This window comes from Bacillus sp. HU-1818 (genome assembly GCF_022695965.1).
Classification (GTDB): Bacteria; Bacillota; Bacilli; order Bacillales; family Bacillaceae; genus Bacillus; species Bacillus atrophaeus.
Genome location: NZ_JAAPBE010000002.1, coordinates 876419 through 901210, shown reverse-complemented (window position 1 = coordinate 901210; position 24792 = coordinate 876419). Strand labels below are relative to the sequence as shown.

Here is a 24792-nt window from a genome sequence, read left to right as displayed (position 1 = left end):
CAATTATCCCCCGTTTTTCATACATAAAAGCTCCTTGCCAATATGCAAGGAGCTTTTATTTGTTATACGAACATGCCGGCGATTGCCGCGCTGAGAAGGTTGGCTAACGTTCCCGCAACAACAGCCTTTAATCCGAGGCGCGCGATATCCGAACGGCGGCTTGGCGCCAATCCGCCAAGGGTGCCGAGCATAATCGCAATCGAAGAAAAGTTGGCAAAGCCGCAAAGCGCAAAGCTGATAATCGTAGCGGTTTTCTTAGAAAACTCGCCGATATGCGGACCGAAGTTGGAGTAAGCGACAAACTCATTCAACACAAGTTTCTGCCCGATATAGCTTCCTGCCTGCAAGGCTTCATGCCATGGCACGCCAATCACAAACGCGATTGGAGAAAACACATATCCGAGAATGTATTCTAATGTGAGGCCCTTTATTCCGAACCATCCGCCGATTCCGCCGAGAATTCCGTTCACTACAGCAATTAAGGCGACAAAAGCAAGCAGCATCGCACCGACATTCAGCGCGATTTGAAGTCCGGTAGACGCTCCTTTTGCGGCTGCATCTATTACATTCGCTGCGCCTTCTCCTTCGTCCATTTTGAAATCGCCTTTTACGGTTTGCGGAGTTTCCGTTTCCGGAATAAACATTTTGCCGATAATCAATCCGGCCGGTGCAGCCATGAAGCTTGCTGCGAGCAAATACTCAACCGGGATACCGAGAAGAGCATAGCCAAACAAAGTGGAGCCTGCCACGGCGGCAAGACCGCTTGTCATAACCGTAAACAGCTCTGACCGCGTGAGTCCGGCGATAAACGGTTTGATCACCAAGGGAGATTCTGATTGGCCGACAAAAATATTAGCAGCGGCAGCCAGAGATTCCGTTCTGCTTGTCCCTAGCAGTTTTGATAACCCTCCGCCAATTACGCGGAAAATAAACTGCATGATTTTCAAGTGATACAATACGGCAATCAGCGCCGAGAAGAAAATAATAACCGGCAGCACACTTAAGGCAAACGCCGGGCTGTCGCCGACTTTAAGCAGCGGGCCGAAAATAAAGCTGATGCCCTCATTCGCATAGTCAATGAGAAGCTGAACAAGACTTGAGAACCATAAAAACACGGCCCGCCCCTGCTCCCACTTTAAGACGATAAAACCGAACGCCACTTGTATACATAAACCGATTACTACTATTCTTACATTAATTTTGCTTTTCTTTTCTGAAAACAAAAACGCAATGGCAAACATCGCCACTGCACCAAGCAGCCCCCACACTATATTCATCAATACACCTCTTACTTTTTATTTAAAAAAGACCTTTTTTAAGATAACAATATTTATTTTTGATGTCTACTGATTTTTTAGAAATCAGTTGAATTCGCCATCCTTCTTTCCTATATAAATAAACCAATAAAAAAAGGGCCCTGCTTTTAGGCCCTTTTTTTAAAACATTGGATTTTCTTCAAGAAAAGTATATATATTTTCGACAAGTTCAGCGGCATCGCTTCCCGTGACGACTTCTCCATTTACGAGTGCGAATAAGGATTCCATGCATTTTCCGCAATGGCTTAAGCATCCGTATTCAAGCACGTCCAAATTTGGATCTTTTTCCAAAATCGCCCGAGCCTCTTGAGAGCCGTGAGCCAAATTGCTGACGCAAAATTCAATCATTGGATTCATGCGGTTTCACCTCACATATGTACATTATCCTAACGAAATTGTTATAATTAGTCAAAGGAAAGCATTTCCTTCAAACATTATCGTAACATATTAATTACGTTTTAATGTTTTACTATTGATCTCTTTTTAGCTAATTCGTAGGTTATTTTGAAACTATTATTGTGATTTTAGATCAAATTCGATATAATTCTAGTTGTTATTTTACATAGTTCGTGTTTTTTTTCGGTTTGTCTATCATACTCTTCGGGTAAAAAGGGGAATCCACATGAAAAAATTGGTCTTGATCGGCGGGGGTTACGGAAACATGCGAGTTCTTCATCGCTTGCTGCCAAATCAGCTGCCAAATGATGTTTCAATCACGTTAATTGACAGAAATCCTTATCACTGCTTAAAAACAGAATACTACGCTCTGGCTGCCGGAACAATCTCTGACCATCATATCAGAGTGTCTTTTCCTGAGCATCCGAATCTGGATGTCCAATACGGAGATATTTCATCCATCGATTTAGAGCAAAAACAAGTGCTGTTTCATGACCGTGAACCTATTTCCTACGATGACGCGGTTATCGGACTTGGCTGCGAGGATAAATATCATAATGTACCGGGGGCGCAGGAATACACATTCAGCATTCAGACGATTGATCAGTCGCGTGAAACGTATCAAAGGCTGAATAATCTAAGCGCCGGAGCGGCAGTCGCCATTGTCGGCGCAGGATTAAGCGGTGTCGAACTTGCCAGTGAGCTGCGTGAAAGCAGAGACGATTTAAAAATTATTCTGTTTGACCGCGGAGATCTTATTTTATCAAGCTTCCCGGAGCGCCTGAGCAAGTATGTGCAAAAATGGTTTGAAGAGCATGGCGTGACCATCATCAACCGGGCAAACATTACAAAAGTGGAGGACGGAATTGTGTATAACCACGATGAAGCCATATCCGCCGATACGATTGTCTGGACAGCCGGCATACAGCCGAATAAGGTGGTTCGGGATTTGGACGTGGAAAAAGACGCCCAGGGGCGGGTTGTATTAACGCCATATCATAACCTCCCTGACAATGAACATGTTTATGTTGTCGGAGATTGCGCCAGCCTTCCTCATGCTCCAAGTGCACAGCTCGCAGAAGCACAAGCCGAACAAATCGTTCAAATCATGCAAAAACGCTGGAGCGGAGAAGCGCTCCCTGAATCATTACCGCAATTTAAATTAAAAGGTGTGCTTGGTTCACTCGGCAAAAAAGCAGGATTCGGCCTGGTGGCGGACCGTCCGCTGATCGGCAGGGTCCCGCGTCTGTTAAAATCCGGTTTGCTGTGGATGTATAAGCACCATAACGGATAGGCTTTTACTGCTTGAAGATACGCTGATTTTAAATCAGCGTATTTTTTTATGTCGAATGGGCCTCTCTTGGCCTCAAGTCTCTTAATTGACATAGAGCATTTATAGATTTATACTTATATATGTAAATAACAACATGTTCATGTTTACTCAATATTGCCGGCAATATGTTGACTCATGTGTGATCTGAAATGAAATCGTTAAAAAAGGAGCAGATTGAGATGACAAATCAACCTAGAGAAGATGTAAAAGACTTTGTAGGAAGCCATATGATTTATACGTATGAAAACGGCTGGGAATATGAAATCTATATTAAAAATGACAAAACAATTGATTACCGCATTCACAGCGGAATGGTTGCCGGCCGCTGGGTGCGCGACCAGGAAGTAGATCTTGTGAAGCTGACAGAAGGCGTTTATAAGGTTTCATGGACTGAGCCGACCGGAACCGACGTTTCCTTAAACTTTATGCCAAATGAAAAACGAATGCACGGTATCATCTTTTTCCCGAAATGGGTTCACGAGCATCCGGAGATTACGGTTTGCTATCAAAATGATTATATTGACGTAATGGAAGAATCACGTGAGAAATACGAAACGTATCCTAAATACGTTGTGCCGGAATTTGCCGATATCACATTTTTAGAGAATGCCGGCATCGACAACCAAGACACCATTTCCAAAGCGCCGTATGAGGGAATGACAGACGATATCCGCGCCGGAAAATTAAAATAATAGAAAAAACCGCTGATTTTGTTTCAGCGGTTTTTTCTATTTGACTGCCGTATAGCCGTACTTTTCCATTTCTTTATATATGTCTTGTAATCTTGGGTTTCCTTCTCCGACAATTTTGTCTTCCACGAGCACAAGCGGATAAAAGTATTCATCATCACGTATTTTCTGTACAAGGTTTTTGATGTGTTCATCATTGGGCGGCTCGTCAATGTCGATATAGGCCATCTTGAAGGGCTGTCCGGGATATTTCCTTTTCAGCGCAGCCTCCAGCCATTCATATGTATCCTTTGCGGCGGGCATATTGACACAGCTCGCACACATTGTTTCAGCTCCGTAAACACTGAGCATAACCGGTTTTGTCATGATAAGCGCTCCTTTTCCCTCTTGTCTTTTCGGAACTCCCCCTTGCCAATAGTATACAGAGACGGGCGGCTTTTTTGTATAAAAATCGGTTTTTGTGTTCAAGTGTAGATATGCTATAATAATGTAAGCAACTTTGCAAACCAAACAATAGATTTTTATTGTTACTGTGAATATAATGGTTTTATGACGACGAAAGGAGCGAATGTCATGACTGAGGTTGAAATGAAAGAACAGGTGCAGGAAGTACTGGACAAACTTCGTCCATTTTTACTTCGCGACGGCGGTGACTGTGAGCTTGTTGATGTGGATGAAGGTATTGTCAAACTTCGCCTTCTTGGCGCATGCGGAAGCTGCCCAAGTTCAACAATTACGCTGAAAGCCGGAATTGAACGCGCTCTTCTTGAAGAAGTGCCGGGTGTAGTTGAAGTAGAACAAGTATTTTAATAAGACAAAACAGGCTGATGTAACGTCAGCCTGTTTTTTTAATTAGAGATATTTATCAAACCATGAGCCGATATAATCCAGACGCTTGATCCGCTGCTTCGGATGGCCGCTGCGTGACAAACTATGCGACGCGCCCGGAAAGCGGACGAAAACTGTTTCCTTGTTCATTTTTCTCAGTGCTGTAAACAGCTGCTCCGCCTGTTCTACAGGACAGCGGTCATCACGCTCCCCATGCAGAATGAGCAGCGGCGTTTCCACATGTTTTGCATATTTTAATGGCGAGCGATCCCAAAGCTTCTCCGCATCCTCAAACATATCATGTCCAAGCTGCCAATCAGTAAAGAAAAAACCGATATCGCTCACGCCGTGAAAACTGAGCCAATTTGAAATGGAACGCTGGGTCACAGCCGCCTTAAAGCGGTTTGTATGGCCGACAATCCAATTGGTCATAAAGCCGCCGTAGCTTCCGCCGGTTACGCCCAGCCGCTCTGTATCGACAAATGAATGAGCGCTGATCACTTCATCCACAGCCTGCATCACATCTTCATAGTCCTTGCATCCATAATCTCCTCTTACCGCATTGACAAAGGTTTGCCCATAGCCGTGGCTTCCTCTTGGATTCACATAGACGACAGCATACCCCTTCGCTGCCAGTACCTGAAATTCGTGAAAATACGTATTGCCGTACATCATATGTGGGCCGCCGTGAATATTGAGAATCAGCGGATATTTCTTATCTTCTTCAAATCGGGCGGGCTTCAGCAGCCAGCCATTCACTGTCACTCCGTCTTCTGTTTCATATTGAAGCTCTTGCGGGTCTGATAAGATATGCTCTTCGATAAAGCGTGTATTGGCATTTGTCAGGCGCTTCTCTTCTCCTGCTCCAAGCGGAATGCTGTAAAGCTCGCTCGGCCGCGTCGGCTTTGCAATACTGGCGATATAGCTTTGTTCATCTGGATGCAGCGTAAAACTGTTGATATACTCTTTCTCAAGCCGGATCGGATAGGCGAGACCTTCAATTGAGATATAGTAAACGCCCGTGCTGCCTTGCTCTGTTCCGATGGCGTAGAACCCTTGGCTGTCTTTAGTCCAGACCGGACGCTGCTGACCGCCTCCAATCAGTGAATCACCTATGAGAGCGTCGTCTAAATGTACGTCCAGCATGTCGGTCAGGCAAGTGAGACTGCCGCTCTCAAAGTGATAGAGCCATGCTTTCGTTAACGTGGCATTTTGATATTCATGTTCATCACCAAGAAGAGCGATGTATTTTCCGTCCGGAGAAAAAGAACAGGAGCCAAAGAAACCGCGGTGAGGGGTAATTCGGGTGACATCACTGCTGTCAAGCGACATCATGTATACATCATAAGGCTTACTGGCATCATCTTGATCAGTTAGATTAGCTGTAAACACAATAGATTTGCCGTCCGGTGAGAAAACGGGATCCAAATGGTCCGCTTTGTGCGCGGTCAGCTGCTTGATTTCACACGTGACGGCGCTGACCAAAATAATCTGTGTATACCTCCCGTTGATCAGGCCTTTTCCGTCTTTTTTATATGTTAAAGAATGAATTTCAACCGGTTCATTGTGATCATGCTCTGCTTTTTCTTTGTCGTTTACATGCTCGGAGGCTGCGAGGTTTACTGACAAAAGCAAGGAACAGCCGTCCGGAGACCATACAGGCTGCGATACTCCATAAGGAATATCTGTCAGTTTTCTGGCTTCTCCGCCGTCTGTATTCAAGATATAGAGCTGCGGGGCGTCGCCTTCCCGGTCGGATATAAATGCGAGCTGACGGCCGTCCGGTGACCATCTCGGCTCGCTGTTTTTCTTTTCTCCATAAGTCCATGGCACGGAATGACCGCTTTCTGTGTCATACACCATGATGTGTGAGGTATATGAATCCTTTTCTTTATTCACTTGTGTTTGGACGAAAGCCGCACGCTTGCCGTCGGGCGAATAATGCGGATCAGTCACCGAAACTAAGGCAGTGATATCCTCTGCGAGAACCAGCTTTTTCATATCATTCTCCTCCTTTATCTGTCTTATATTTCGATTTTCTAGATAAAAAAACCTTTAAAAAAAGCGTTTCTCCAGAAGCTGAAGAAACGCTTTTTTTCGCTATACACTTTTTACTTGGTGTAACGGGTTTCTTTCTATGATACTGCCTTCTTTCGGAACTGAGAGTGAGGCAATCTCACAGTGCGGGAAATTAAGGGAAAGCTGCTCTCTCAGCGCCTCTCCTTTGCCTTTTTCGGTAAATACGAGGATCGTCGGCCCCGCTCCGCTCAGCGCCGTTCCGTAAGCGCCTTTCAGCTCAGCCACATGCTCGACTTTAGACAATTCAGGGACAAGCATCGCCCGATATGGCTGGTGGAACATGTCTTTTTTCATCATTTTGCCGACAAGCGGCCAGTCTTGTGACATGAGTGCCGCGATGAGAATGTTGCTGACGGCGCTTGCTTTTACAGCGTCTTGATAAGGAAACTGTTTTGGAAGCACGTCCCTCGCATCTCTTGTCAGCACTTCATAAAAAGGGATCACAACGACAACATCAATGTCTACATTCTGTACACGAACTATTTGTGTATGTTCCTCTTCATGCAGCCCGATCACAAGGCCTCCGGCAAGAGAAGCCCCGGCATTGTCCGGATGCCCTTCCTCAAGGCTGGCAAGATGAAGCTTGTCAGCCTCTGAAAGACGTAGGCCGCACAGCTCGTCAGCGAGTTCGATCGCAGCGACAATCGCAGCCGCACTGCTTCCGAGCCCACGCGCTAATGGAATGTCGCTCCATACCTTTACGTGCACCGGAGGCATTTCTTTCCCATACGTATCAGCCGTCCGTTTTGCGACTTGATAAATGAGATTTTCTGTACCAGCAGGGATTCCGGCAACTGTTTCTGTTTCAGCTTCAAAAGTCCATTCCACACTTTTATAGACTGTCAGCTTCAAATATCTGCTGAGCGCCATTCCCACTGAATCAAAGCCAGGCCCTAAATTGGCAGTACTGCCCGGGACGGTGACAGAAAACAGCATGTCGGCCTCATTCATACACGAGACGCTCCCTTTAAGTATTCAAGGATGCTGTCTTCATCCGTCGGCAGCGCAGCCGGTTTGATCTCTGAAATATCGACGGCAGTGTTCGGGTCTTTTAAGCCGTTTCCTGTTAAGACGGAGACGACTTTGCTGCCTTGCGGAATCTCTCCTGATTTGACTTGCTTCAGCACGCCGGCGATGGACGCGCAAGATCCTGGTTCTGCAAACACGCCTTCTTCGCTGGCAATCAGCTGATACGCGTGCAGGATTTCTTCATCAGTGACTTCGTCAATTTTCCCGGCAGATTCCTCGGCTGCTTGAACGGCTTTATCCCAGCTCGCAGGATTTCCGATACGGATGGCCGTCGCCACTGTTTCAGGATTTTCGATGACTTCGTTGCGTACGATGGCCGCAGCCCCTTCCGCTTCAAAACCGCGCATTTCTGGAAGCCCCGTGCCGTTTTTCTCGTGGTATTCTTTGAAACCCTTCCAGTATGCTGTAATGTTTCCGGCATTTCCGACCGGGATCGCCAAAATGTCAGGCGCTCCGCCAAGCTGTTCACACACTTCAAAAGCGGCTGTTTTTTGGCCTTCGATCCGGTAAGGGTTTACTGAGTTCACAAGGGCGATCGGCGATTTTTCACAGATGGATCGGACAATTTTCAGCGCATCGTCAAAGTTGCCGTCAATCGCGATGATTTCTGCTCCGTACATCACGGCTTGGGCAAGTTTTCCGAACGCGATTTTCCCGTTCGGGATAATGACGATACATTTCATATTGGCGCGGGCTGCGTAAGCGGCTGCCGCAGCGGACGTGTTTCCGGTAGACGCACACATAATCGTGTCGTTGCCTTCTTCTTTGGCCTTCGCGACTGCCATTACCATTCCCCGGTCCTTGAAGGAGCCCGTCGGATTCACGCCTTCTGTTTTCACATGAAGTTCAATGCCCAGTTTTTCAGACAGCTTTGACAGATGAATGAGCGGTGTGTTTCCTTCATGTAATGTCAGTGCCGGCGTTTGATCAGTTACCGGTAAAAGTTCTTTATATTGATGGATAAGTCCTTTCCACATTAGCTCCAACCGTTCCCTTCTACACGATACGTGCTTTTTACTTCTTCCACGACTTCCAGGTCATTTAAGTTTTGCAGAATATCACTAAAATCAGACTCTGATGTATGGTGGGTGACGATAACAATTTCAGCCAGTTCGTCATGCCCCTTAATCGGCAGCTGAAGAATTTTTTCAAAGCTGACACCGCGCTCAGAGAATACAGAAGTAATTTTCGAGAATGAGCCGACCTGGTCTTTGACATGAATTCTTAAAAATTGCTGGGCGTAAATGTCGGACGGCGACTTCATATTTTTTTCAAATTGCGGGGCAACAAAGCTGTTGCCGGTTACGCCGAGGCGCATGTTTTTCATGACAGCGACAAGGTCGGACACAACCGATGTGGCTGTCGGCATGCTTCCGGCACCAGGTCCGTAAAACATGGTCTCGCCGACCGCTTCGCCATATACATAAACCGCGTTATATTCATTATGGACGGCAGCGAGCGGATGGTGATCAGGGAGCAGTGTCGGCTGAACGCTGACTTCGGCTTTGCTTCCGTCACGCTGGGCAATGCCGATCAGTTTCATCGTGTAGCCGAGACGCTTGCTGAAGTTAATGTCCTCATCTGTAATCTGAGAGATCCCTTTCACTTTGACGTCCTCCAGATCGACATTCATGGAAAAGCCGAGACGTGCCAAGATCGCCATTTTCCGCGCCGCGTCAAGCCCTTCAACGTCAGCTGTCGGATCAGCTTCGGCAAATCCGAGGCTTTGGGCTTCTTTCAGCACTTCTTCATACGGACTCTTCTCTTTAATCATCTTCGTTAAAATAAAGTTTGTTGTTCCGTTTACAATTCCCATCATTTTTGTGATCCGGTCAGATGCCAGTCCATCTTCAAGCGTACGCAGGATCGGGATACCGCCGGCGACGCTTGCTTCAAAGTACAAATCACAGCCGTTTTCTTTGGCTTCGGCAAGCAGTTCTGAACCGCAGACCGCCATTAGATCCTTGTTTGCCGTGACGACATGCTTTTTCGATTTCAGGGCGTCAAGCAGGTATTCCTTCGTCTGCTCAACCCCGCCAATTACTTCAATAATGACATCGACATCGGGATCATCAATGACGTCATACACTTCCGTCGTCAATACTTCCCTCGGCAAATCCGCTTCCCTTTTTTTATCTATATCTTTTACAAGCACTTTTTTTATCGTAACCGGGCAGCCGACTTGATGCATCAGCTTATCCTGATGTTCTTGAATAATTCTGACAACACCGCTTCCCACAGTGCCTAATCCTAAAAGCCCCACTCGAATCGCTTTCAAAAAAACTCCACCTTTCATTCAACTGTCCTCTTATAAAAGACATTTGTTAACTCAACACAGACATTTAAGTTACAAATATTATATAAGTCCATCTTCAATTTGACAAGACAACAATCTTCAAGCCTCTCCTTTTGTAAGCGCTTAACACATTGATATGACAAGATTCTATATTTTCTAAATATTTTTACTGGACTTTTTCATTTAAAGGCCGGAGCTTTCTCCGCCTCCAGCCCCGGCTCCCGCTCTACTTCAAGGAACCTTTTCCGAGCCAAGTGACAGGCGGAACAAATACCTGCCCGGATCTCATATTCATTAATTCCTGACCTGTATTTAAAAACTGTTCATAACGGCCGGAATCAGCAAGAATACTGTCAAGGTTCTCCTCATAATAGTGCTTTTCTGTCTCCGAAGAAATGTAGTAACCCTCCACGGTTTCGAAATAATGAAGGGGGAAAAGCAGCCTGCTGTACATCAAGCGTTTGGAAAAAGAGGACAACGGGGTGATTTGCTCATACTCCTGCAGAAAATGAAAGCCTTGATTCAGCAAATCCTCTCTATGGTATAAAAAAGTATGTCTCATATATTCAGCCAAATCACGGGCCGCATGGTCAAAAACCCAATCTGCCGGTATTCTGATTAATGACTCGGGCGACCATGTATTCCGTTCCATGCGCTGATGGCAAATGGTTCCCGAATCGGTCACCTGAGGCTTATCATCCAGTTCCGTATCAACCAAGTATTGAACCGCATTTTCCGAAAGGCCTAAATAATATGGAAACGATTCGATCATTTTTTTATCAAATGGCTCATGCGGAGGCATTTGAATTTTTTGCTGCCAGAAGGCTTCAAGCTGGTCAATCCGTTTCCCCCATAAGTCCTTCCATTGGCCGATTCTTCCGGCATCTTTCACTTCATAAGGAAAACCTCTGCCTTTTCTGTGGAATTCCGCGAGCTCTGCTCCGACAGAAAAAGTACGGTTCGTCACGGGCGGAACCGCCTTTAGCAGCGCATAGGATTTGCCTTCATGTTCAAACGTCAGCTCCCCATCTTTTGTAAAGATAAAAACGGAAACGTATGGGTCACTTTGTTCTTGTAAATACTGACTCATGTAATAAAGCTCCGTCAGTTCCGCCTTGGAAAATTGCGAAACCGGAATGATTAAAAAAAAGGAATTTGGCGTTTGAAAGCATTGGTACGTTTGATATACCGAAAGCTGTCTGATTTGAATGCCGAACTTTTCTTTGATGACACCCTTCAAAATGATCACCTGCCTGTTGAATTGGGGTTCTTCACATCGTAGTCATACGGAGCCGGAATTATGAATACATATTTTAAACCTTTCGGAGGCGCAAGAAATAACGTACACATCTATCGCGTTTTGTATAAACTAGTAAAAAAGATTGGGTGAAGCTGATGTCAGAAAAGGAACAAATAAGCCAGATGGAAAAAACGGCAAGGGAACAAATGAGGCAGCGCGGGGTAGAGATTGCGGATATTGCCGAGCTTGTGTTTTTTCTCCAGGAAAAATACCATCCTGATTTAACAATTGAAACCTGCACTTATAATGTAAATCGTGTGATCGCAAAGCGCGAAGTGCAAAATGCGATTTTAACCGGAATTGAATTGGATGTTCTCGCTGAGCAAAAAAAGCTTTCAGAACCGCTGCAAACAATTTTGGCCATTGATGAAAGCCTTTATGGAGTCGATGAGGTTCTTGCCTTTTCGATTGTGAATATATACGGGTCGATCGGGTTCACCAACTACGGCTACATTGATAAAGAAAAACCGGGGATTCTCGGCCGTTTAAATGATAAATCTACCGGTGAATGCCATACGTTTCTCGATGATATTGTCGGCGCGATCGCTGCCGCTGCATCCAGCAGGCTGGCTCATCGCGCCAGAAATACAGAATGAGGGCAGTCCATATGGACCGCCCTCTTTTTTCTTATATATGGTTAAGCCAGTCTGTTAAGGAATCAACGGCATGGGTCGGTTTATCAGGATAATCGGCCAAATGCTCTCTTTTGGTCACGCCTGTATGCACAAGAAGAGTGTCCATCCCTGCGTTCATACCCGCCATAATGTCTGTTGCGTAATTATCACCAACCATCAATGTCTCAGAGATATCTGTTCCGAGGACACGCATGGCCTGTTCCATAATGATGGATTCAGGCTTTCCGATAAATACGGGCTGAACGCCTGTAGATACGGTTAACACTGAAGTCAGTGAGCCATTGCCCGGCAAAAGCCCTCTTTCTGTCGGGATCGCCACGTCACCGTTTGTAGAAATGAAAGTGGCGCCGTTTCTGATCGCGAGGCAGCCTGTTGCCAGCTTTTCGTATGTAATGCCGCGGTCTATCCCTACCACTACAAAGTCTGCGTCTTCCTCAGCAAAGGTCAGGCCGTTTTCTTCAATCGCCTGGCGGATGCCTTCTTCGCCGATCACATAAACAGACGCATTCTGCTTCTGCTGCGCGATGTGCTGAGCCGTCGCCATGCTTGTTGTGAAAACCTGCTCCTCTGTCGCCGGAATGTCAAAAGAAACCAGCTTGTCCGCCACCTGTTTCGGTGTGCGGGACGAGTTGTTTGTCACAAACAAATACGGAATGCCCCGTTCTTTCAGCTTTCTGACAAATTCGCAAGCTTCCTCAATTTTTTCGGTTCCGTTGTACATTGTACCGTCTAAATCAATTAAATATCCTTTATATGTTTTCATCAACTACACTCCCGTTGCTTTTCTTGATGGCTTATTTAAATGCAGAAACAGGGCCGAGTTCCGTCTCTAAGTAGCTCCTGATCCGTGACGGAAAGTCTTGCAGCACGGTGTGATGCTCTTGGATCAGTTTGAGAAGTTCTGCGGCGTCCGCCAGCTGATACTGCTGAACCAGTTTTTTACGGTAGGAAATAAACTGTTTTAAATGCGTCCCTTCCTCTTCCGTTACAACTTTTTCGTCAACAAGAATGTCCATGATGTCGTCGTAGCTGCCCGGGTCCCGCATAATAAAACCGTCGATCATATAATTTCCCGTGTCGATAATGCATTCGATGGCGACATGGCCGATCCGCTCAAGCGCTTTTTTTTCAATCTCCGTCTGCCAGTCTGTTTGTTTTTTAAAAAGAGCCAATTCTTTTTCAAGAAATCCGAGGGTTTCTTCAATCCTGTTCCTGTCTACAAAATACATGACAGTCTCCCCTTTGCTTCTTTATTTTCGTAGTCGTTTCAAGACAAAATACGCACAGCCGAAATTGCAATATTCGTAAATATACTCGTCTAACGTGCTGATTTTCGTTTCAAAGGTTGCCTTTTGATTCTGGTCGTCAAAAAAGCCTTTGAGCCGAAGCTGACTGTATCCCCAGTCTCCCACAATGTAATCATATTTATTTAAGATGTCGGAATAGCGGGCTTTGAAGGCTTCTTCGTTGAACCCCTCTTTGAAGTTGCGGACTAACTCGAACTCAGCGTTTTGAATGAGAATCATGATTTCACCTCTTTTATCACTCATTTATATCATAATTCATTGCTTCGCCCCCATCAATTACTAAAGAGTAAATCATCTGATTTGGCTACCCTAAGCTGTAAGGAGGGATTTACTAAAATGAAACATACTGCTTATATCATCTGCCTTTTAGCTGGCCTTTTGACGGGCTGTGCGGGAGCCGGAACAAACGATGCGCAACGGGATATCAAGACCGACAAGGAGATCGGCGGCAAGACCATCAGTGTGTCTGATCGAAAGGAGTCTTTCAATCAGGATAACAAAAACGGCCAGTTTGGATATGTCCGCTACCAAGCAAACAGCATGCCGGATGACACTCAAACGAAAGTGCCGACAATTGACCGTGAAAAAACCGCACATGTTATTTCCAGTTTAACGGTTCAGCTCCCGCATGTTCAAGATACCGCGACACTCGTGACAGACAAAGAAGCGCTCGTTGTTTACCAAACGAATTCAAAAAGACGGGAGCAGACGGCCGACCAGGTCAAAAAAACAGCAGCTTCTGTTATCCCGCGGTACTATCATGTGTATATTTCCGATAATCCAAACCTTGTGCAATCCATAGAGAACTACAGCAGGCTTCGTTCTGATTCAAGAGATATCAGTGACATCATGGCGGATACCATTCAAGAAATGAAAAAATCTCCGCAGGGAGGGCCTGTCTCTGAAGACGAAAATGCTAATGGAGAAACAGATCAGGATCAAGCACAAGGACCGCTGCAAACGAATCATAAATGACAAAAACGCCAGATATTCTGGCGTTTTGGCATTATGCTTGCGCTTGGCGCTTTTTAGAAGCTTCGTTAACCTGTTCATCCGCATGGTAGGATGAGCGGACAAGAGGACCTGCTTCACAGTGGCTGAAGCCTTTTTGCATAGCGATTTCTTTTAATTCAGCAAATTCATCGGGGTGGTAATATTTTTGGACTTTCAAGTGTTTTTTGGACGGCTGCAGATATTGGCCGATTGCCATGATATCAACATTGTTTGCCAACAGGTCGTCCATTACTTCGATGATTTCTTCCTTTGTTTCACCCAGACCGATCATAATGCTTGATTTCGTCGGAATGTCCGGCTGCATTTCTTTTGCACGGCGCAAAAATTCCAATGACCGATCGTATTTCGCTCGTGCGCGGACTCTTGGAGTGAGGCGGCGGACCGTTTCAATATTGTGGTTTAAAATGTCGGGACGCGCGTCCATTAATGTTTTTAGATTATCGTAATTGCCGCCCATATCAGACGGAAGCACTTCAATGGTTGTAAACGGGCTTTTTCTGCGGATCGCTCGTACGGTTTCTGCGAAAATACCGGCTCCGCCGTCTTTTTGGTCATCACGCGCAACAGCTGTGATAACGGCATGCTTCAGATTCATAATGCTGACTGAATCAGCAACGCGTTCCGGTTCTTGCAAATCAAGTTCTGTCGGAAGGCCTGTCTTAACCGCGCAAAAGCGGCACGCTCTTGTACAGACAGAGCCCAAAATCATAAATGTAGCTGTACGTCTGACAGCCCAGCATTCATGTATATTGGGGCATTTCGCTTCCTCACACACCGTGTGCAGATTGTTTTCCCGCATTAATTTTTTGAGGCCCGTGTAATTTTCATTGGTATTTAATTTTATTTTAAGCCAATCGGGCTTTCTGAGGTGTTCGTCTTTCTTTGCCAATCCCATCATCTCCAATATCCAATATGTTTTCCTGAGCGCGAAAAATTCTGAAATCTCGATGGATGCAGACACCTTGGTTTCTGCAAAAAATATTATTTTTCTAACTAAAGAAAGTCTTTTCTCTAGACACTTTAACATAGGAAAAATTTCTCGACAAGGGAAGAGAATTACTGACATTTTCTTATTGAGTTGCCGCAAACTATACGTATTCAATATGAAAGGAGATCATTTTGTGAAAATTGTGTTATCCGCTCTTCTTCTCCTTTTGTTTGCATTCGAGCCTAGCATTTCGGGCAAAGAAAAGCAGGATTCCGTACTCTCTGCACGCATGGAATTATACCGCAAAGCGGAAGCGGTAACGCAAATCCCTTGGTACGCGCTCGCCGCTGTTGATCAATATGAAGAAAATGTGCGCAGCAACCGAAACGATTTGCCCGAAAAATCAGGAATCATCAGTATCTATATTCCGGATGACATATGGAGCGGACCTGAAAATCCTAACCCTAAGGATGATGCTCCGCTAAGTATAAAAGTGTTTGACGGCATCGGCATGGATGGGGATGGCGACGGCAAAGCCGAGGTCAGCAATGATGAGGATATCTTGTATACATTCGCCCAATACTTGCTGTCATACGGAACGGACGTGGACAATATCCGCATCGGACTTTGGAATTTTTATCATCGTGATCAGACTGTCGGAATTATTACAGAGTTTATGAAACTGTTTAAGGCTTACGGTCACATTGATCTCGGTGAGCATGCCTTTCCGCTGCCCGTCAGAACAGATTACAGCTATCGGAGCACATGGGGAGATGCCCGCGGTTTTGGAGGCAGGCGCATCCATGAAGGAACGGATTTGTTCGCCCATTACGGGATGCCGGTCCGGTCTACCTGCTACGGGGTGATTGAAATGAAAGGCTGGAACCGCTTCGGAGGATGGAGAATTGGAATCAGAGATATCAATAATACGTATCATTACTTTGCCCACCTTAACGGCTTTGCCAAAGGAATCAAAACGGGTCAGATTGTCGAACCGGGGCAAGTGATTGGTTCTGTCGGCAGTTCAGGCTACGGTCCGCCCGGAACAGCCGGGAAATTCCCTCCGCATCTACATTACGGCATGTACAAGGATAACGGCAGAACCGAATGGTCGTTTGATCCGTACCCGCATTTGAGAGCATGGGAACGTTTTGAAATACGAAAAAAGAAGTAGCGAAAACAGCCGCCCTCTCTAAAGGAAGGCGGCTGATTTTACTCGCTGCTTTTTTTACTGTTTTTTGAAGATCCGCTGTCTTCCTCTTTGCTGCTTGGCAGCTGAACAGATGGAGTGACGCCGGTTCCTCCGCTTCCATTGTAGAATTGCGGAACTTCTCCCTGCACCGCTTTGATAGAGACCGGAATGGTGTTTGTGACGACGGATGTTTTGGTTGCGAACGGAATAATGACTTTCACTTTAATTTCAACAGAGATACTGATATCAATTAGCGCGTTATTAATGCCGTACGGCTCAATTTTTGTCTTCACATCAGTGAGCGCGTCACCGATTAAACTAAACCTCACCGGTATTTTCGGCCCCAAATTCCCGAGAATGGTATTGCCGGTCACCTGTCCCAGTGGAATATTGATCATAATATTCTCGTTGGCGCCGCTATCTTTTCCTGTTCCGTGTTTCTTGCTATGCGTGAATTCGCCTGTTTCCACTTCTTTCAGATGCGATTGCAGCTGTTTTGTTATCTTCGTTTTCATACTGTTGACGATTTGTGTATTGAAATCGATTGTCGTTAATTTGCCGTTTTCATCGGAGTTCATTTCAAACATGTCTTTCATGTTATCACTATTTGACATATAGTCTTCAATTGATGCTTGAATGACTTCTATCGCCACGCGTTTCGTTTCCATTTCTCCGATATCCATCAAGATCGGTTTGATGGAGGCATTAATGATCCACAGGCTTACCGTAGTGGAAATGACAAAAAATACAAGTGTAAGCAGCATAACGTACCGAAAAGGCAAAGGACCTCTTTTGCGAAGAGGGCCGCGAAATCTTGGCAAGCAAAATCCCCCCTTACATATCACAATGTATGCTTGTAAAGGGGGACATAGTAATAGCCGGGACAATTTATTTTGCCATTTTCAAAAGAGCCTCTCGTCCGCTCATTCCCACATGAATCCCGAGTTCTTCCGCGGCAAACGTAATGGATTCCAAAGGAGCGTCCAACAGCTGGTCAATGGTGCGGACGCCGACAGCCCGGCCCGCGATGATCCCACGCTCCTTTAATTTGTCATTCAGCAGCGCAACATCCAGCGCGCCGCACATAATATATCCGTGATCATTGGCCACCGCCATAAAATTTGTTTTGGGAAGCTTAACTGTGACCGCTGTAAAAGGTTCACCCTCAATGAGAATCGGTGTAAGGTTTACCACATCAAATCACTCCCTTCATCTTTACTTTATGAAGAAGGGCACAGCTTGTTGTGGGCAGAAAGCTTACTGTGTGAGTTTCCAGGCCAGAAGGTCCCGTAAAAACTCCGGCATGAAAAATTCTTTTTCCTCCGCGTCCCGTATAAGAGGAAACAGCCTTCCCAATGTAAACATGTCCAACGTTCCGACTGTGTACACGCGGTCTTTTTCTATGTGTTCTCCATTTATCATGATATGGATGATATGAGTAATGCCGTCATCAAGCCGTTCCGTTTGAACCTCGGCTCCCGCGTATACCATTTTCCCCATCACTTCTCCGCGGAATCCCAATCCTTTTATACGAAGCTGCTCTATTTTCTCTGTGGCGGCCTGAAGGATTGTTTCTTTGAGTTCCTCTCCTGTGAGACGTACGGTAACAGGGTTTATGGGATGCGGACAGATGCGGTGCAGGTCAAGCTTTGTCACAGGTCCGGATTTCAGCGGTCCCAAAATAATGCCCGAATTCACCATGCTGATGTCACTGCCGCACCACTCTTGCAGCGCCTCGGCCAAAAGTTTCGGCAATGCGGATTCCTCGAACCACTTGACTCCCGCATCCTTGTCCAAAACGCCGATCTCGTCAGCCAGCAATTCCTCGGCTTCACGTTCTTTTTCCTCAAGAAACGCCTTGGTCTCTTTTGATTCTTCCGGCCATTCAGACATGTTTTGAACGGATGCTTTCTTTTCAACAATTTGCCTCCGTTTGCTGTCAATGACCAGCTCGACACAGCCGACATAGTTGCCGTACTTTTCGGCGCAAGCGAGCAAAACGCCATTTACCATTTGGCCGTTTTCAAGTAAATGGTGGGTGTGCGATTCTAAAATCACATCAAGCTCAGGAAATGCTTCAGCCGCCGCCTGGTCATCAATAATGCCTAAATGGGAAAGCAAAATGATAATATCGGCTCTGTCTTTCACTTCTGCGATCGTTTCCTTTATCTTCTCGAAAGCGTCGGTTACAGTCCAATCCAGTTTGTCATAAACAGGATAATACGGAACGGTCACGCCTAAAATGGCCATCGTCATTCCATTTTCGAGTGTTTTCATCACATAAGGCACTGCCCAATTCGGCCGTTTTCCGTGTTTGTCAAACAGGTTGGAGACGATAACGGGAAATTCGGCATGATCGTATAAGGCCGCCAGCTCCTCATGAGGAAGGGTAATTCCTTCGTTATTCCCGATGGCAGCCGCATCTATATGAAGACGGTTCAGCAGATCTACATTTGTCTTTCCATATGTCGCTTCTGTCACGAATTGAAAACGATCGACATGATCGCCGATATCAAAGACGAGCGCCTCTTCGCTGTTTAACAAATGCTCTTTTCTTTTCTGCTCAATATAGTGGACGATTTTCGGCCAGTTTTCAAAATGGCTGTGCAAATCATTGGTGTGATATAAGCGGAGTTTCTCTAACATACAATCTCTCCCTAATCCTTCATCTGAATATGCCTTCATAAATTAATTGGCAGCCGATTAAAATTAACACAATCCGCATAGTGGCAACGATCGTTTTGGTCTGCATTCTTTTATTAATAGCCGCGCCAAATTTCCCTCCGAACCAAGCACCCGGAATGAGAGCAAGAGCATACAGCCAATCAACATGGCCAGAGAGAACGTGAGAAACAGATCCTGTAACAGAAGACAGGAAAATAATAAACATTGATGTTGCGACCGCGACCTTTGGCGGGAATAAAAATAAAAGCATCATGGCGGGCACCATCAGCGAACCGCCGCCAATGCCGAAAAGCCCGCCTAAAAAACCGACGGCAAAGGCGATGGCAATTCCGGCAGCCGCATTGTAGGAATAGGTATACGGCTCGCCCGAATCATCCCGAAAAGTCCGAATGATCCCTTGATGCTCTTTGTTCAGCGGCCTTGCTTTCTTTTTCAGCATTAATGATACAGAAATCAGAATCATAAAAATCCCAAACCAGACAGAAAACGAATCAGAATTAAATAGCTTTGATACGTAAGCTCCGATTATACTTCCGGGGCCTGAACCGATAAAGAAAATCAGTCCGCTTTTATAATCAACCGTTTTGTATTTAATATAAGCAAGCGTGGAAGATAAGCCTGTAAAAATAATGACCAAAAGCGAGGTCCCGATGGCAACCTGGGGTGTTACATCTTGAAAGAAAGGGGTCGCGCTGCTTAAAAACAGCAAGGCGGGAACAATGACAATCCCTCCTCCAAGGCCAATCAGGCTTCCTACCGTACCCGCAATCAAACCCAATACAATTAAAATCATATAAGACACTTACATTCTCCTCTTTCCCTAGTTGAATAAATCGAGCTGCCTTGGAGAGAGGTCGGTATATTCGATTCCGAGCATACTCAGCATCTCTTTTCCATTGTCAGCCGCGTCTCCGCCGGAATTGTTGTTAAACAGCACGTAAACATCACGGCATTGCTGCTGGAGAATGGCAAGGTTCTTTTTCCAATCTTCTAGCTCTTGTTTATTATAACGGTATAAATATCTGACTTCACGCCAGTTTTGTCCCCCATCAGGTTTGATCCAGCCTTGTTTATTCCGGCCATGAAACCTGACGAGCGTTTTGTTCTTATCTGTCGCCTTTAAAACGGTCGGTACGCTGCCCTCACCGATTTGCGGCTCGTCGCACACACTGTGAATCCAGCCTTCAGCCTTCATAAAGGAAAGCGTCTGTTCATAAAACTGGGGCGAAAACCACGAACGGTGCCGGAATTCAAGGGCGCACGGAATGCTCCCCATTTGCTGTTTGCACCACCTTAAGTAGGCGACGTTTTCTTTTTTACAATCAAACCATGGCGGAAATTGGAACAGCACCATGGCCAGCTTATTGGTATGTAGATAAGGCGTTAATGACACCTTAAAAGCGTCAAACATCTCTTCTTTTGTCTCAAACGGTATCTCGCCGCGCTGGTGGCCGGTCATTCCTTGAAAAGCCTTTATGATAAATTGAAAGGTTGCGGGTGTTTCTTTCACCCATTTTTCATTGTTGCGCTGCGGCTGAACCGCGTAAAAACTCGCATCTACTTCTACGATGGGAAAATGGGAAGAATAGGCCTGTAATTTTTGCTGATTGCCTGTTTTCGGCGGATAGATGCTGTCATGATCCCCCCAGCCCGTCAGTCCGATATAAATCACAATCATTCACCTCTCTTCCAGTTTATCACACGTGTTTTCAGGTTTCCTTGTAAAAGCTGTTGATGTTTTGAGAAAAAGCTGATAGCAGATAAAGATATTGTTCCTCATTAGTGTCTAAAAACGCTTCTTCTCTAGAGGAAGGTATATTTTGGTATACAATCCGCTGCGGAAACTGGTCGCTCGTGAAATCATACACGCCCCCGTTTATGCTGTTATAGAAATGCCAGCTGCCGCCGACTTTTGTTTTTAATATGGAGCCGCCGTAACGGTCTTGGATAACCAAAGCGGTCACACCGCACTGGCCGCACGCCGGGCATTCTTTCGTCCATTTGGAACTGGTCTTCTGCGACCATGATTTCATTAAAATGTCTTTTAATTCTTGCTCATCCTGAATCATTGTTTTCCTCCTTCTTCATGTAAAAGATACCACTATTATCATGTTTTAAAAACAAAGGCATGGTAAAGATTGATTTAGAGAATAAACATATAAAGTTGCAAATGGGTATTTATGTTAGGGTAAATACGTGAAGATTTCTATTTAAACTAATGGTCAGGTTAGTTGGTGTTTAGTAATGCCAATAACGGATTCTCAGATAGATTTGCTTTTTTTATCAACATATATTAAAGTAGATAAAACTATTTACTACTATTAAGAAAGGAGGCAAAAAGTCATGGAAGCTGTTTTCAGAAGAATTGCAACAGAAGTAAAGTCATATTTACATCTAGGAGATTTACTTTCAATGGGACCAGTCTGTCCTTTTTTAAGCAAACTTCATATAGAGACCAGCGACCGGAAGCTTTTTGTCTTTTTATTTTAGAATCTGCAGAAAACCCTTAAATGGTTTGTGCATTTTGATTAAATACTAAGCAATACAATAACCAGACGCCGGTTTTATATGGCGTCTTTTTGCGTTATACAGGTGAAGAATTGAGATGAATATGTGTATACAGCCTCTTGTTGGATGAAATTCATGAAGAAGTGGACAAAGATCAGGTAAGGAACCACCAAATAACGAAAAATAAGTTGCAATAATTGGTGTGGTCCCAGGAGTTTTAGAAAGGGTGAGACAATTGTTTAAAAAACTTAGGCAATATAGAAACGTTTCAGTGTTCCAAACGCTTCTAATTTAGAAAAATAATTAGAAGCGAGGAATCATAATATGAAAAAACAAAAAATCTTTAATAAATCATTTCTATTTTTATTTATAAGTAACTTTTTAGTGTTTATAGGGTTTGAAATGTTGCTGCCTATTTTACCAGCCTATTTGTTAAGCATGAATGCATCTTCCATTCAAGTAGGTCTAATGACAACATTATTTACACTAGGCGCTGTTCTAATCAGACCTTTTGTGGGGTACTATTTAATTGATAACCAACGGAAAAGTCTTGCCATTATTGCAAGTGTAGCTTTAATGATTATTACAATGCTATATCCTTTTCTTCATATTATTTGGCTTTTGCTATTGCTACGACTTTTCCATGGCGCAGCGTGGGGGGTATCAACCACAGCCAATAGTACAATTGTAGTCGATTTAATTCCTAAGACACGGTTAGGAGAAGGCATAGGGTATTTTTCTATTTCAACAACGGTCGGGGCTATCATTGCGCCGAGTGTAGGTATCCTTATCTATGGCTCTTTTTCCTTCAATATTTTAATTTGGTCATCCGTAGTACTCAGTCTATTGGCAGTAATTGCGCTTCAATTTGTATATTCACCTGCTCCTGTTAAACACGAGAGGCAGCCATTTCAATTTTTTGAAGCCATTTTTGAAAAAGACGCATGGTTCCCAGCATTACTGACGGTTATTACAACACTTGGTTTTGGAGCGATCATTACTTTTTTAGTTCTTTTTGGAAAACAAAAGGGATTAGATCATATTTTTCTATTCTTCCTTATCAATGCGACTGTCTCTACTTTACTACGTCCGTTTACAGGAAAATGGTATGACAAAAAAGGACCTTGGTCTATCATCGTTGTGGCAGCAGTTCTAGGATTTTTGTCACTTGTCATGCTGTCTTATACGACAAATAATCTTTATCTTATTATTGCAGCGATTTTATTTGGCGCTGGTTATGGAACTGTTATGCCATGTTTACAAACATGGACGGTTCAAAAGGTAAGTGAAGAAAAAAGCGGCGCTGCCAACGCAACCTTTCTTTCCAGTTTTGACGTTGGTGTTGGAGTTAGCGCATTTGTATTAGGGATTTTAGCTGAATGGATGAGTTTAGAGATGATCTTCCGGATTGTTAGTCTAAGTTTTATTTTTGTTGCTGTTTTAGTCTATAAGGATTTTTTAAATGAAAAGAAAAAGTATAAAAATATATAAAATCGATATAAAAACAATTCCACTTCTATGTTAAGAGGTGGAATTGTTTTGTTGATATTTGCTTAGCGTACAAATTTTCGAATGTTGGCGGTATCCATTATAGGAATAAGTATTTTTAATCATAATATGTGAAATATCTTCATTAAAGTAACGGGGGCAATACTTAAGCAACGGTACTGTTCTGTTCTTATGTCGCTAAAGGGGCAATCACCACATTAAGGCTTTTCCCATCCCCAATGGAACTGAGTTCCATGAAGCCTGAAGAGATTATGATCGGATGGAAGTCACTCATGCGATCCCCGTTCGGGACCGGCTTTATGAAGGAACAACCAGCTCTCCCTCATGCCGGGTGAGCTTTTCTCCTTCATGTTTATACACACATCGCCCCCTGCTGTATGTCGCTGTGATTCGGCAGGGAAATGTATGATCTTCGTAAATGCTTTGTTTATGCTTGGAAAACATTGTTTCTTTTGTCACGGTGTGCGGCTTCATTTCAATGAATACAAAATCGGCATCTCGCCCCGCTTCAATCCGTCCTTTTTTCAACAGGCCGAAACGTTCTGCCGGGGCAGCGGCTGTCCATTCGGCGACGGCTTCAAAAGGAATATTCCGGCTTGCGGCAAGCTCAATCATGCTCAGCAATGTGAATTGCCCGCCGCTGATGCCGCCCCAGGAAAGAAAGAGATCGTCCTCCCGTTTCAGCGCCGGCGGACAAGGAGAATGATCAGAGGAGACAATGTCAATCTTTCCGGCAAGCAGCATGTTGATTAATTCTTCCTTGGACGCTTCCGCCCTAAGCGGCGGAGCGCATTTAGCCACAGAGCCTTTTTCCCGAAGGTCTTCATGGCTGAACAGCAGATAATGCGGACATGTTTCAACTGTAACATCCATTCCCTCTTCTTTTGCCTGCTGAATCAGCAAAACAGCTTTTCTCGTGCTGATATGTACAAAATGAAGCGGGCAGCCGGTCACTTTCGCATACTGAATCGCCCGATATACCGCTTCAGCCTCCGCTTCCTCCGGACGGGATGCAGCATACGCATCAGCGTCCATTTTTCCTTGATCCGTCAGCTCAGCTTGCAAAAAGCTTGTGATCGGATCGCTCTCCGCGTGAAGTGCAAGTATTTTACCGCAACCCGCAATCTCTTTCATTCCGTTAAAAAGTGTCCGCTCATCGGCTGAATGAAATTCTTCTGTGCCGCACTTAGATAAAAATGCTTTAAAGCCAACCGCTCCCGCTTCCGCCATCGGGCGAATGTCGGCTATATGCCCCGGAACCAATCCGCCCCACAAGGCAAAATCCACCACGGATTTTTGCTTGCCGAGTTCCGCTTTTGCACGTAAGTTTTCAGCAGTCACCGTGGATGGAATGCAATTAAGCGGCATATCAAAGTAAGTTGTACAGCCGCCTGCCGCCATCATTTGCGAGCCGGTCCGGATACCTTCCCACTCTTCTCTGCCTGGTTCATTAAAGTGGACATGGCAGTCTACAGCCCCCGGAAACAAATATTGCCCGTCTGCTTGCACCACCTCGTCCGCCTCTTCTTCAATAACCGGACTGAGCGCCGCGATGATTCCGTCTTTGACTGCAATATCAACTTCTTTTACTCCTTCTCTTACCACTGCCTTTGCGCCCTTTATGATCAGATCATAAGCCATTTGCTTTCCCCCCTGCGATGACTTTTTCATGTCATATAATGTAACAATTTCAATCTATTTATGTTAGTTTACTGCTATTATAATCGTATTACATCAGCAAAACCGCT

26 protein-coding genes are annotated in these 24792 nt (G+C 44.9%); 7 read left to right on the top strand and 19 right to left on the bottom strand.

Translation table 11 applies throughout. The features are described from left to right. Positions 1 to 62 precede the first annotated feature (62 nt). Positions 63 to 1277, bottom strand: coding sequence for a NupC/NupG family nucleoside CNT transporter (locus tag GXP75_RS09890; protein ID WP_242556696.1), 1215 nt, complete (start codon positions 1275 to 1277; stop codon positions 63 to 65). 159 nt (positions 1278 to 1436) lie between these two features. Beyond that, complete coding sequence (locus tag GXP75_RS09885) at positions 1437 to 1673, bottom strand: YuzB family protein (protein WP_003327102.1); 237 nt, start codon at positions 1671 to 1673, stop codon at positions 1437 to 1439. A gap of 265 nt (positions 1674 to 1938) precedes the next feature. On the opposite strand from GXP75_RS09885, the gene GXP75_RS09880 reads away from it, so the two are divergent. Together GXP75_RS09880 and GXP75_RS09875 are read left to right on the top strand one after the other, a co-directional pair. After that, positions 1939 to 3006, top strand: coding sequence for an NAD(P)/FAD-dependent oxidoreductase (locus GXP75_RS09880; RefSeq protein ID WP_003327101.1), 1068 nt, complete (start codon positions 1939 to 1941; stop codon positions 3004 to 3006). Between the two features lie 218 nt (positions 3007 to 3224). After that, on the top strand, positions 3225 to 3737 hold the full coding sequence (locus GXP75_RS09875) for a phenolic acid decarboxylase (RefSeq protein WP_242556695.1): 513 nt from the start codon (positions 3225 to 3227) through the stop codon (positions 3735 to 3737). Positions 3738 to 3773: 36 nt separating this feature from the next. Here the strand turns inward: GXP75_RS09875 and GXP75_RS09870 are convergent, their stop codons facing one another. Then, positions 3774 to 4100 (bottom strand): YuzD family protein, encoded by a 327-nt coding sequence (locus GXP75_RS09870; RefSeq protein ID WP_061570943.1) that lies wholly within the window; start codon positions 4098 to 4100, stop codon positions 3774 to 3776. A 108-nt stretch (positions 4101 to 4208) separates the two neighbouring features. Between GXP75_RS09870 and GXP75_RS09865 the strand changes: the two genes are divergently transcribed. Beyond that, positions 4209 to 4544, top strand: a complete 336-nt coding sequence (locus GXP75_RS09865) for a NifU family protein (RefSeq protein WP_170316251.1) — start codon at positions 4209 to 4211, stop codon at positions 4542 to 4544. A gap of 42 nt (positions 4545 to 4586) precedes the next feature. On the opposite strand, the gene GXP75_RS09860 is transcribed toward GXP75_RS09865, so the two are convergent. The 5 genes from GXP75_RS09860 to cotNH form a co-directional block, all read right to left on the bottom strand. Then, the gene (locus GXP75_RS09860; RefSeq protein ID WP_242556694.1) at positions 4587 to 6563 is read right to left on the bottom strand and encodes a S9 family peptidase; all 1977 of its coding nucleotides are present in this window, start codon (positions 6561 to 6563) and stop codon (positions 4587 to 4589) included. A 99-nt stretch (positions 6564 to 6662) separates the two neighbouring features. Then, the gene (gene thrB, locus GXP75_RS09855) at positions 6663 to 7592 is read right to left on the bottom strand and encodes a homoserine kinase (RefSeq protein ID WP_061570591.1); all 930 of its coding nucleotides are present in this window, start codon (positions 7590 to 7592) and stop codon (positions 6663 to 6665) included. Then, a complete protein-coding gene (gene thrC, locus GXP75_RS09850) occupies positions 7589 to 8647 on the bottom strand; it encodes a threonine synthase (RefSeq protein WP_242556764.1) in 1059 nt (352 codons plus the stop codon). Before thrC ends, thrB begins: the two co-directional genes overlap by 4 nt. Next, positions 8647 to 9948: a homoserine dehydrogenase gene (locus GXP75_RS09845; RefSeq protein WP_003327094.1), complete on the bottom strand. Its 1302-nt coding sequence runs from the start codon at positions 9946 to 9948 to the stop codon at positions 8647 to 8649. The genes thrC and GXP75_RS09845 overlap by 1 nt, the downstream gene beginning before the upstream one ends. Before the next feature lie 244 nt (positions 9949 to 10192). Then, on the bottom strand, positions 10193 to 11209 hold the full coding sequence (gene cotNH / locus GXP75_RS09840; protein WP_242556763.1) for a spore coat-associated protein CotNH: 1017 nt from the start codon (positions 11207 to 11209) through the stop codon (positions 10193 to 10195). Positions 11210 to 11361: 152 nt separating this feature from the next. On the opposite strand from cotNH, the gene GXP75_RS09835 reads away from it, so the two are divergent. Next, a complete protein-coding gene (locus GXP75_RS09835) occupies positions 11362 to 11862 on the top strand; it encodes a phosphatidylglycerophosphatase A family protein (RefSeq protein ID WP_106045517.1) in 501 nt (166 codons plus the stop codon). Positions 11863 to 11893: 31 nt separating this feature from the next. Here GXP75_RS09835 and GXP75_RS09830 read toward each other — a convergent pair whose 3' ends face one another. Genes GXP75_RS09830 through GXP75_RS09820 form a run of 3 tightly spaced genes read right to left on the bottom strand, consistent with a single transcriptional unit; the run spans position 11894 to position 13427 of the window. After that, on the bottom strand, positions 11894 to 12664 hold the full coding sequence (locus GXP75_RS09830) for a TIGR01457 family HAD-type hydrolase (RefSeq protein ID WP_003327091.1): 771 nt from the start codon (positions 12662 to 12664) through the stop codon (positions 11894 to 11896). Positions 12665 to 12695: 31 nt separating this feature from the next. Next, positions 12696 to 13130 carry a DUF86 domain-containing protein gene (locus GXP75_RS09825; protein ID WP_214919080.1) on the bottom strand — a complete coding sequence of 145 codons (435 nt, stop codon included), beginning with the start codon at positions 13128 to 13130 and terminating at the stop codon, positions 12696 to 12698. A 21-nt stretch (positions 13131 to 13151) separates the two neighbouring features. Continuing rightward, the gene (locus tag GXP75_RS09820) at positions 13152 to 13427 is read right to left on the bottom strand and encodes a YutD family protein (protein ID WP_003327089.1); all 276 of its coding nucleotides are present in this window, start codon (positions 13425 to 13427) and stop codon (positions 13152 to 13154) included. Between the two features lie 117 nt (positions 13428 to 13544). Between GXP75_RS09820 and GXP75_RS09815 the strand changes: the two genes are divergently transcribed. Then, entirely contained in the window at positions 13545 to 14183 is a 639-nt protein-coding gene (locus GXP75_RS09815; RefSeq protein WP_242556693.1) for a YhcN/YlaJ family sporulation lipoprotein, read from the top strand. A gap of 31 nt (positions 14184 to 14214) precedes the next feature. Here GXP75_RS09815 and lipA read toward each other — a convergent pair whose 3' ends face one another. Next, on the bottom strand, positions 14215 to 15111 hold the full coding sequence (gene lipA / locus GXP75_RS09810) for a lipoyl synthase (protein ID WP_106045521.1): 897 nt from the start codon (positions 15109 to 15111) through the stop codon (positions 14215 to 14217). A 232-nt stretch (positions 15112 to 15343) separates the two neighbouring features. On the opposite strand from lipA, the gene lytH reads away from it, so the two are divergent. Further along, positions 15344 to 16324 (top strand): L-Ala--D-Glu endopeptidase, encoded by a 981-nt coding sequence (gene lytH, locus GXP75_RS09805; RefSeq protein ID WP_214919078.1) that lies wholly within the window; start codon positions 15344 to 15346, stop codon positions 16322 to 16324. A gap of 38 nt (positions 16325 to 16362) precedes the next feature. On the opposite strand, the gene yunB is transcribed toward lytH, so the two are convergent. From yunB to GXP75_RS09775, 6 genes are all read right to left on the bottom strand, one after another. Continuing rightward, positions 16363 to 17163 (bottom strand): sporulation protein YunB, encoded by an 801-nt coding sequence (gene yunB, locus GXP75_RS09800; RefSeq protein ID WP_214919077.1) that lies wholly within the window; start codon positions 17161 to 17163, stop codon positions 16363 to 16365. A 67-nt stretch (positions 17164 to 17230) separates the two neighbouring features. Continuing rightward, positions 17231 to 17536, bottom strand: coding sequence for a YunC family protein (locus GXP75_RS09795; RefSeq protein WP_214919076.1), 306 nt, complete (start codon positions 17534 to 17536; stop codon positions 17231 to 17233). Between the two features lie 63 nt (positions 17537 to 17599). Beyond that, positions 17600 to 18988, bottom strand: a complete 1389-nt coding sequence (locus tag GXP75_RS09790) for a bifunctional metallophosphatase/5'-nucleotidase (RefSeq protein ID WP_242556692.1) — start codon at positions 18986 to 18988, stop codon at positions 17600 to 17602. 19 nt (positions 18989 to 19007) lie between these two features. Beyond that, positions 19008 to 19829, bottom strand: coding sequence for a sulfite exporter TauE/SafE family protein (locus tag GXP75_RS09785; RefSeq protein WP_214919073.1), 822 nt, complete (start codon positions 19827 to 19829; stop codon positions 19008 to 19010). 18 nt (positions 19830 to 19847) lie between these two features. Beyond that, positions 19848 to 20699 carry a DUF72 domain-containing protein gene (locus GXP75_RS09780; RefSeq protein WP_003327080.1) on the bottom strand — a complete coding sequence of 284 codons (852 nt, stop codon included), beginning with the start codon at positions 20697 to 20699 and terminating at the stop codon, positions 19848 to 19850. Between the two features lie 37 nt (positions 20700 to 20736). Then, positions 20737 to 21096 (bottom strand): YunG family protein, encoded by a 360-nt coding sequence (locus tag GXP75_RS09775; RefSeq protein ID WP_214919071.1) that lies wholly within the window; start codon positions 21094 to 21096, stop codon positions 20737 to 20739. A gap of 763 nt (positions 21097 to 21859) precedes the next feature. Here GXP75_RS09775 and GXP75_RS09770 point away from each other — a divergent pair. Beyond that, positions 21860 to 23026, top strand: coding sequence for an MFS transporter (locus GXP75_RS09770; RefSeq protein WP_242556691.1), 1167 nt, complete (start codon positions 21860 to 21862; stop codon positions 23024 to 23026). Positions 23027 to 23341: 315 nt separating this feature from the next. Here the strand turns inward: GXP75_RS09770 and GXP75_RS09765 are convergent, their stop codons facing one another. Then, positions 23342 to 24685, bottom strand: a complete 1344-nt coding sequence (locus tag GXP75_RS09765) for an allantoinase (protein ID WP_214919068.1) — start codon at positions 24683 to 24685, stop codon at positions 23342 to 23344. Positions 24686 to 24792: the final 107 nt, after the last annotated feature.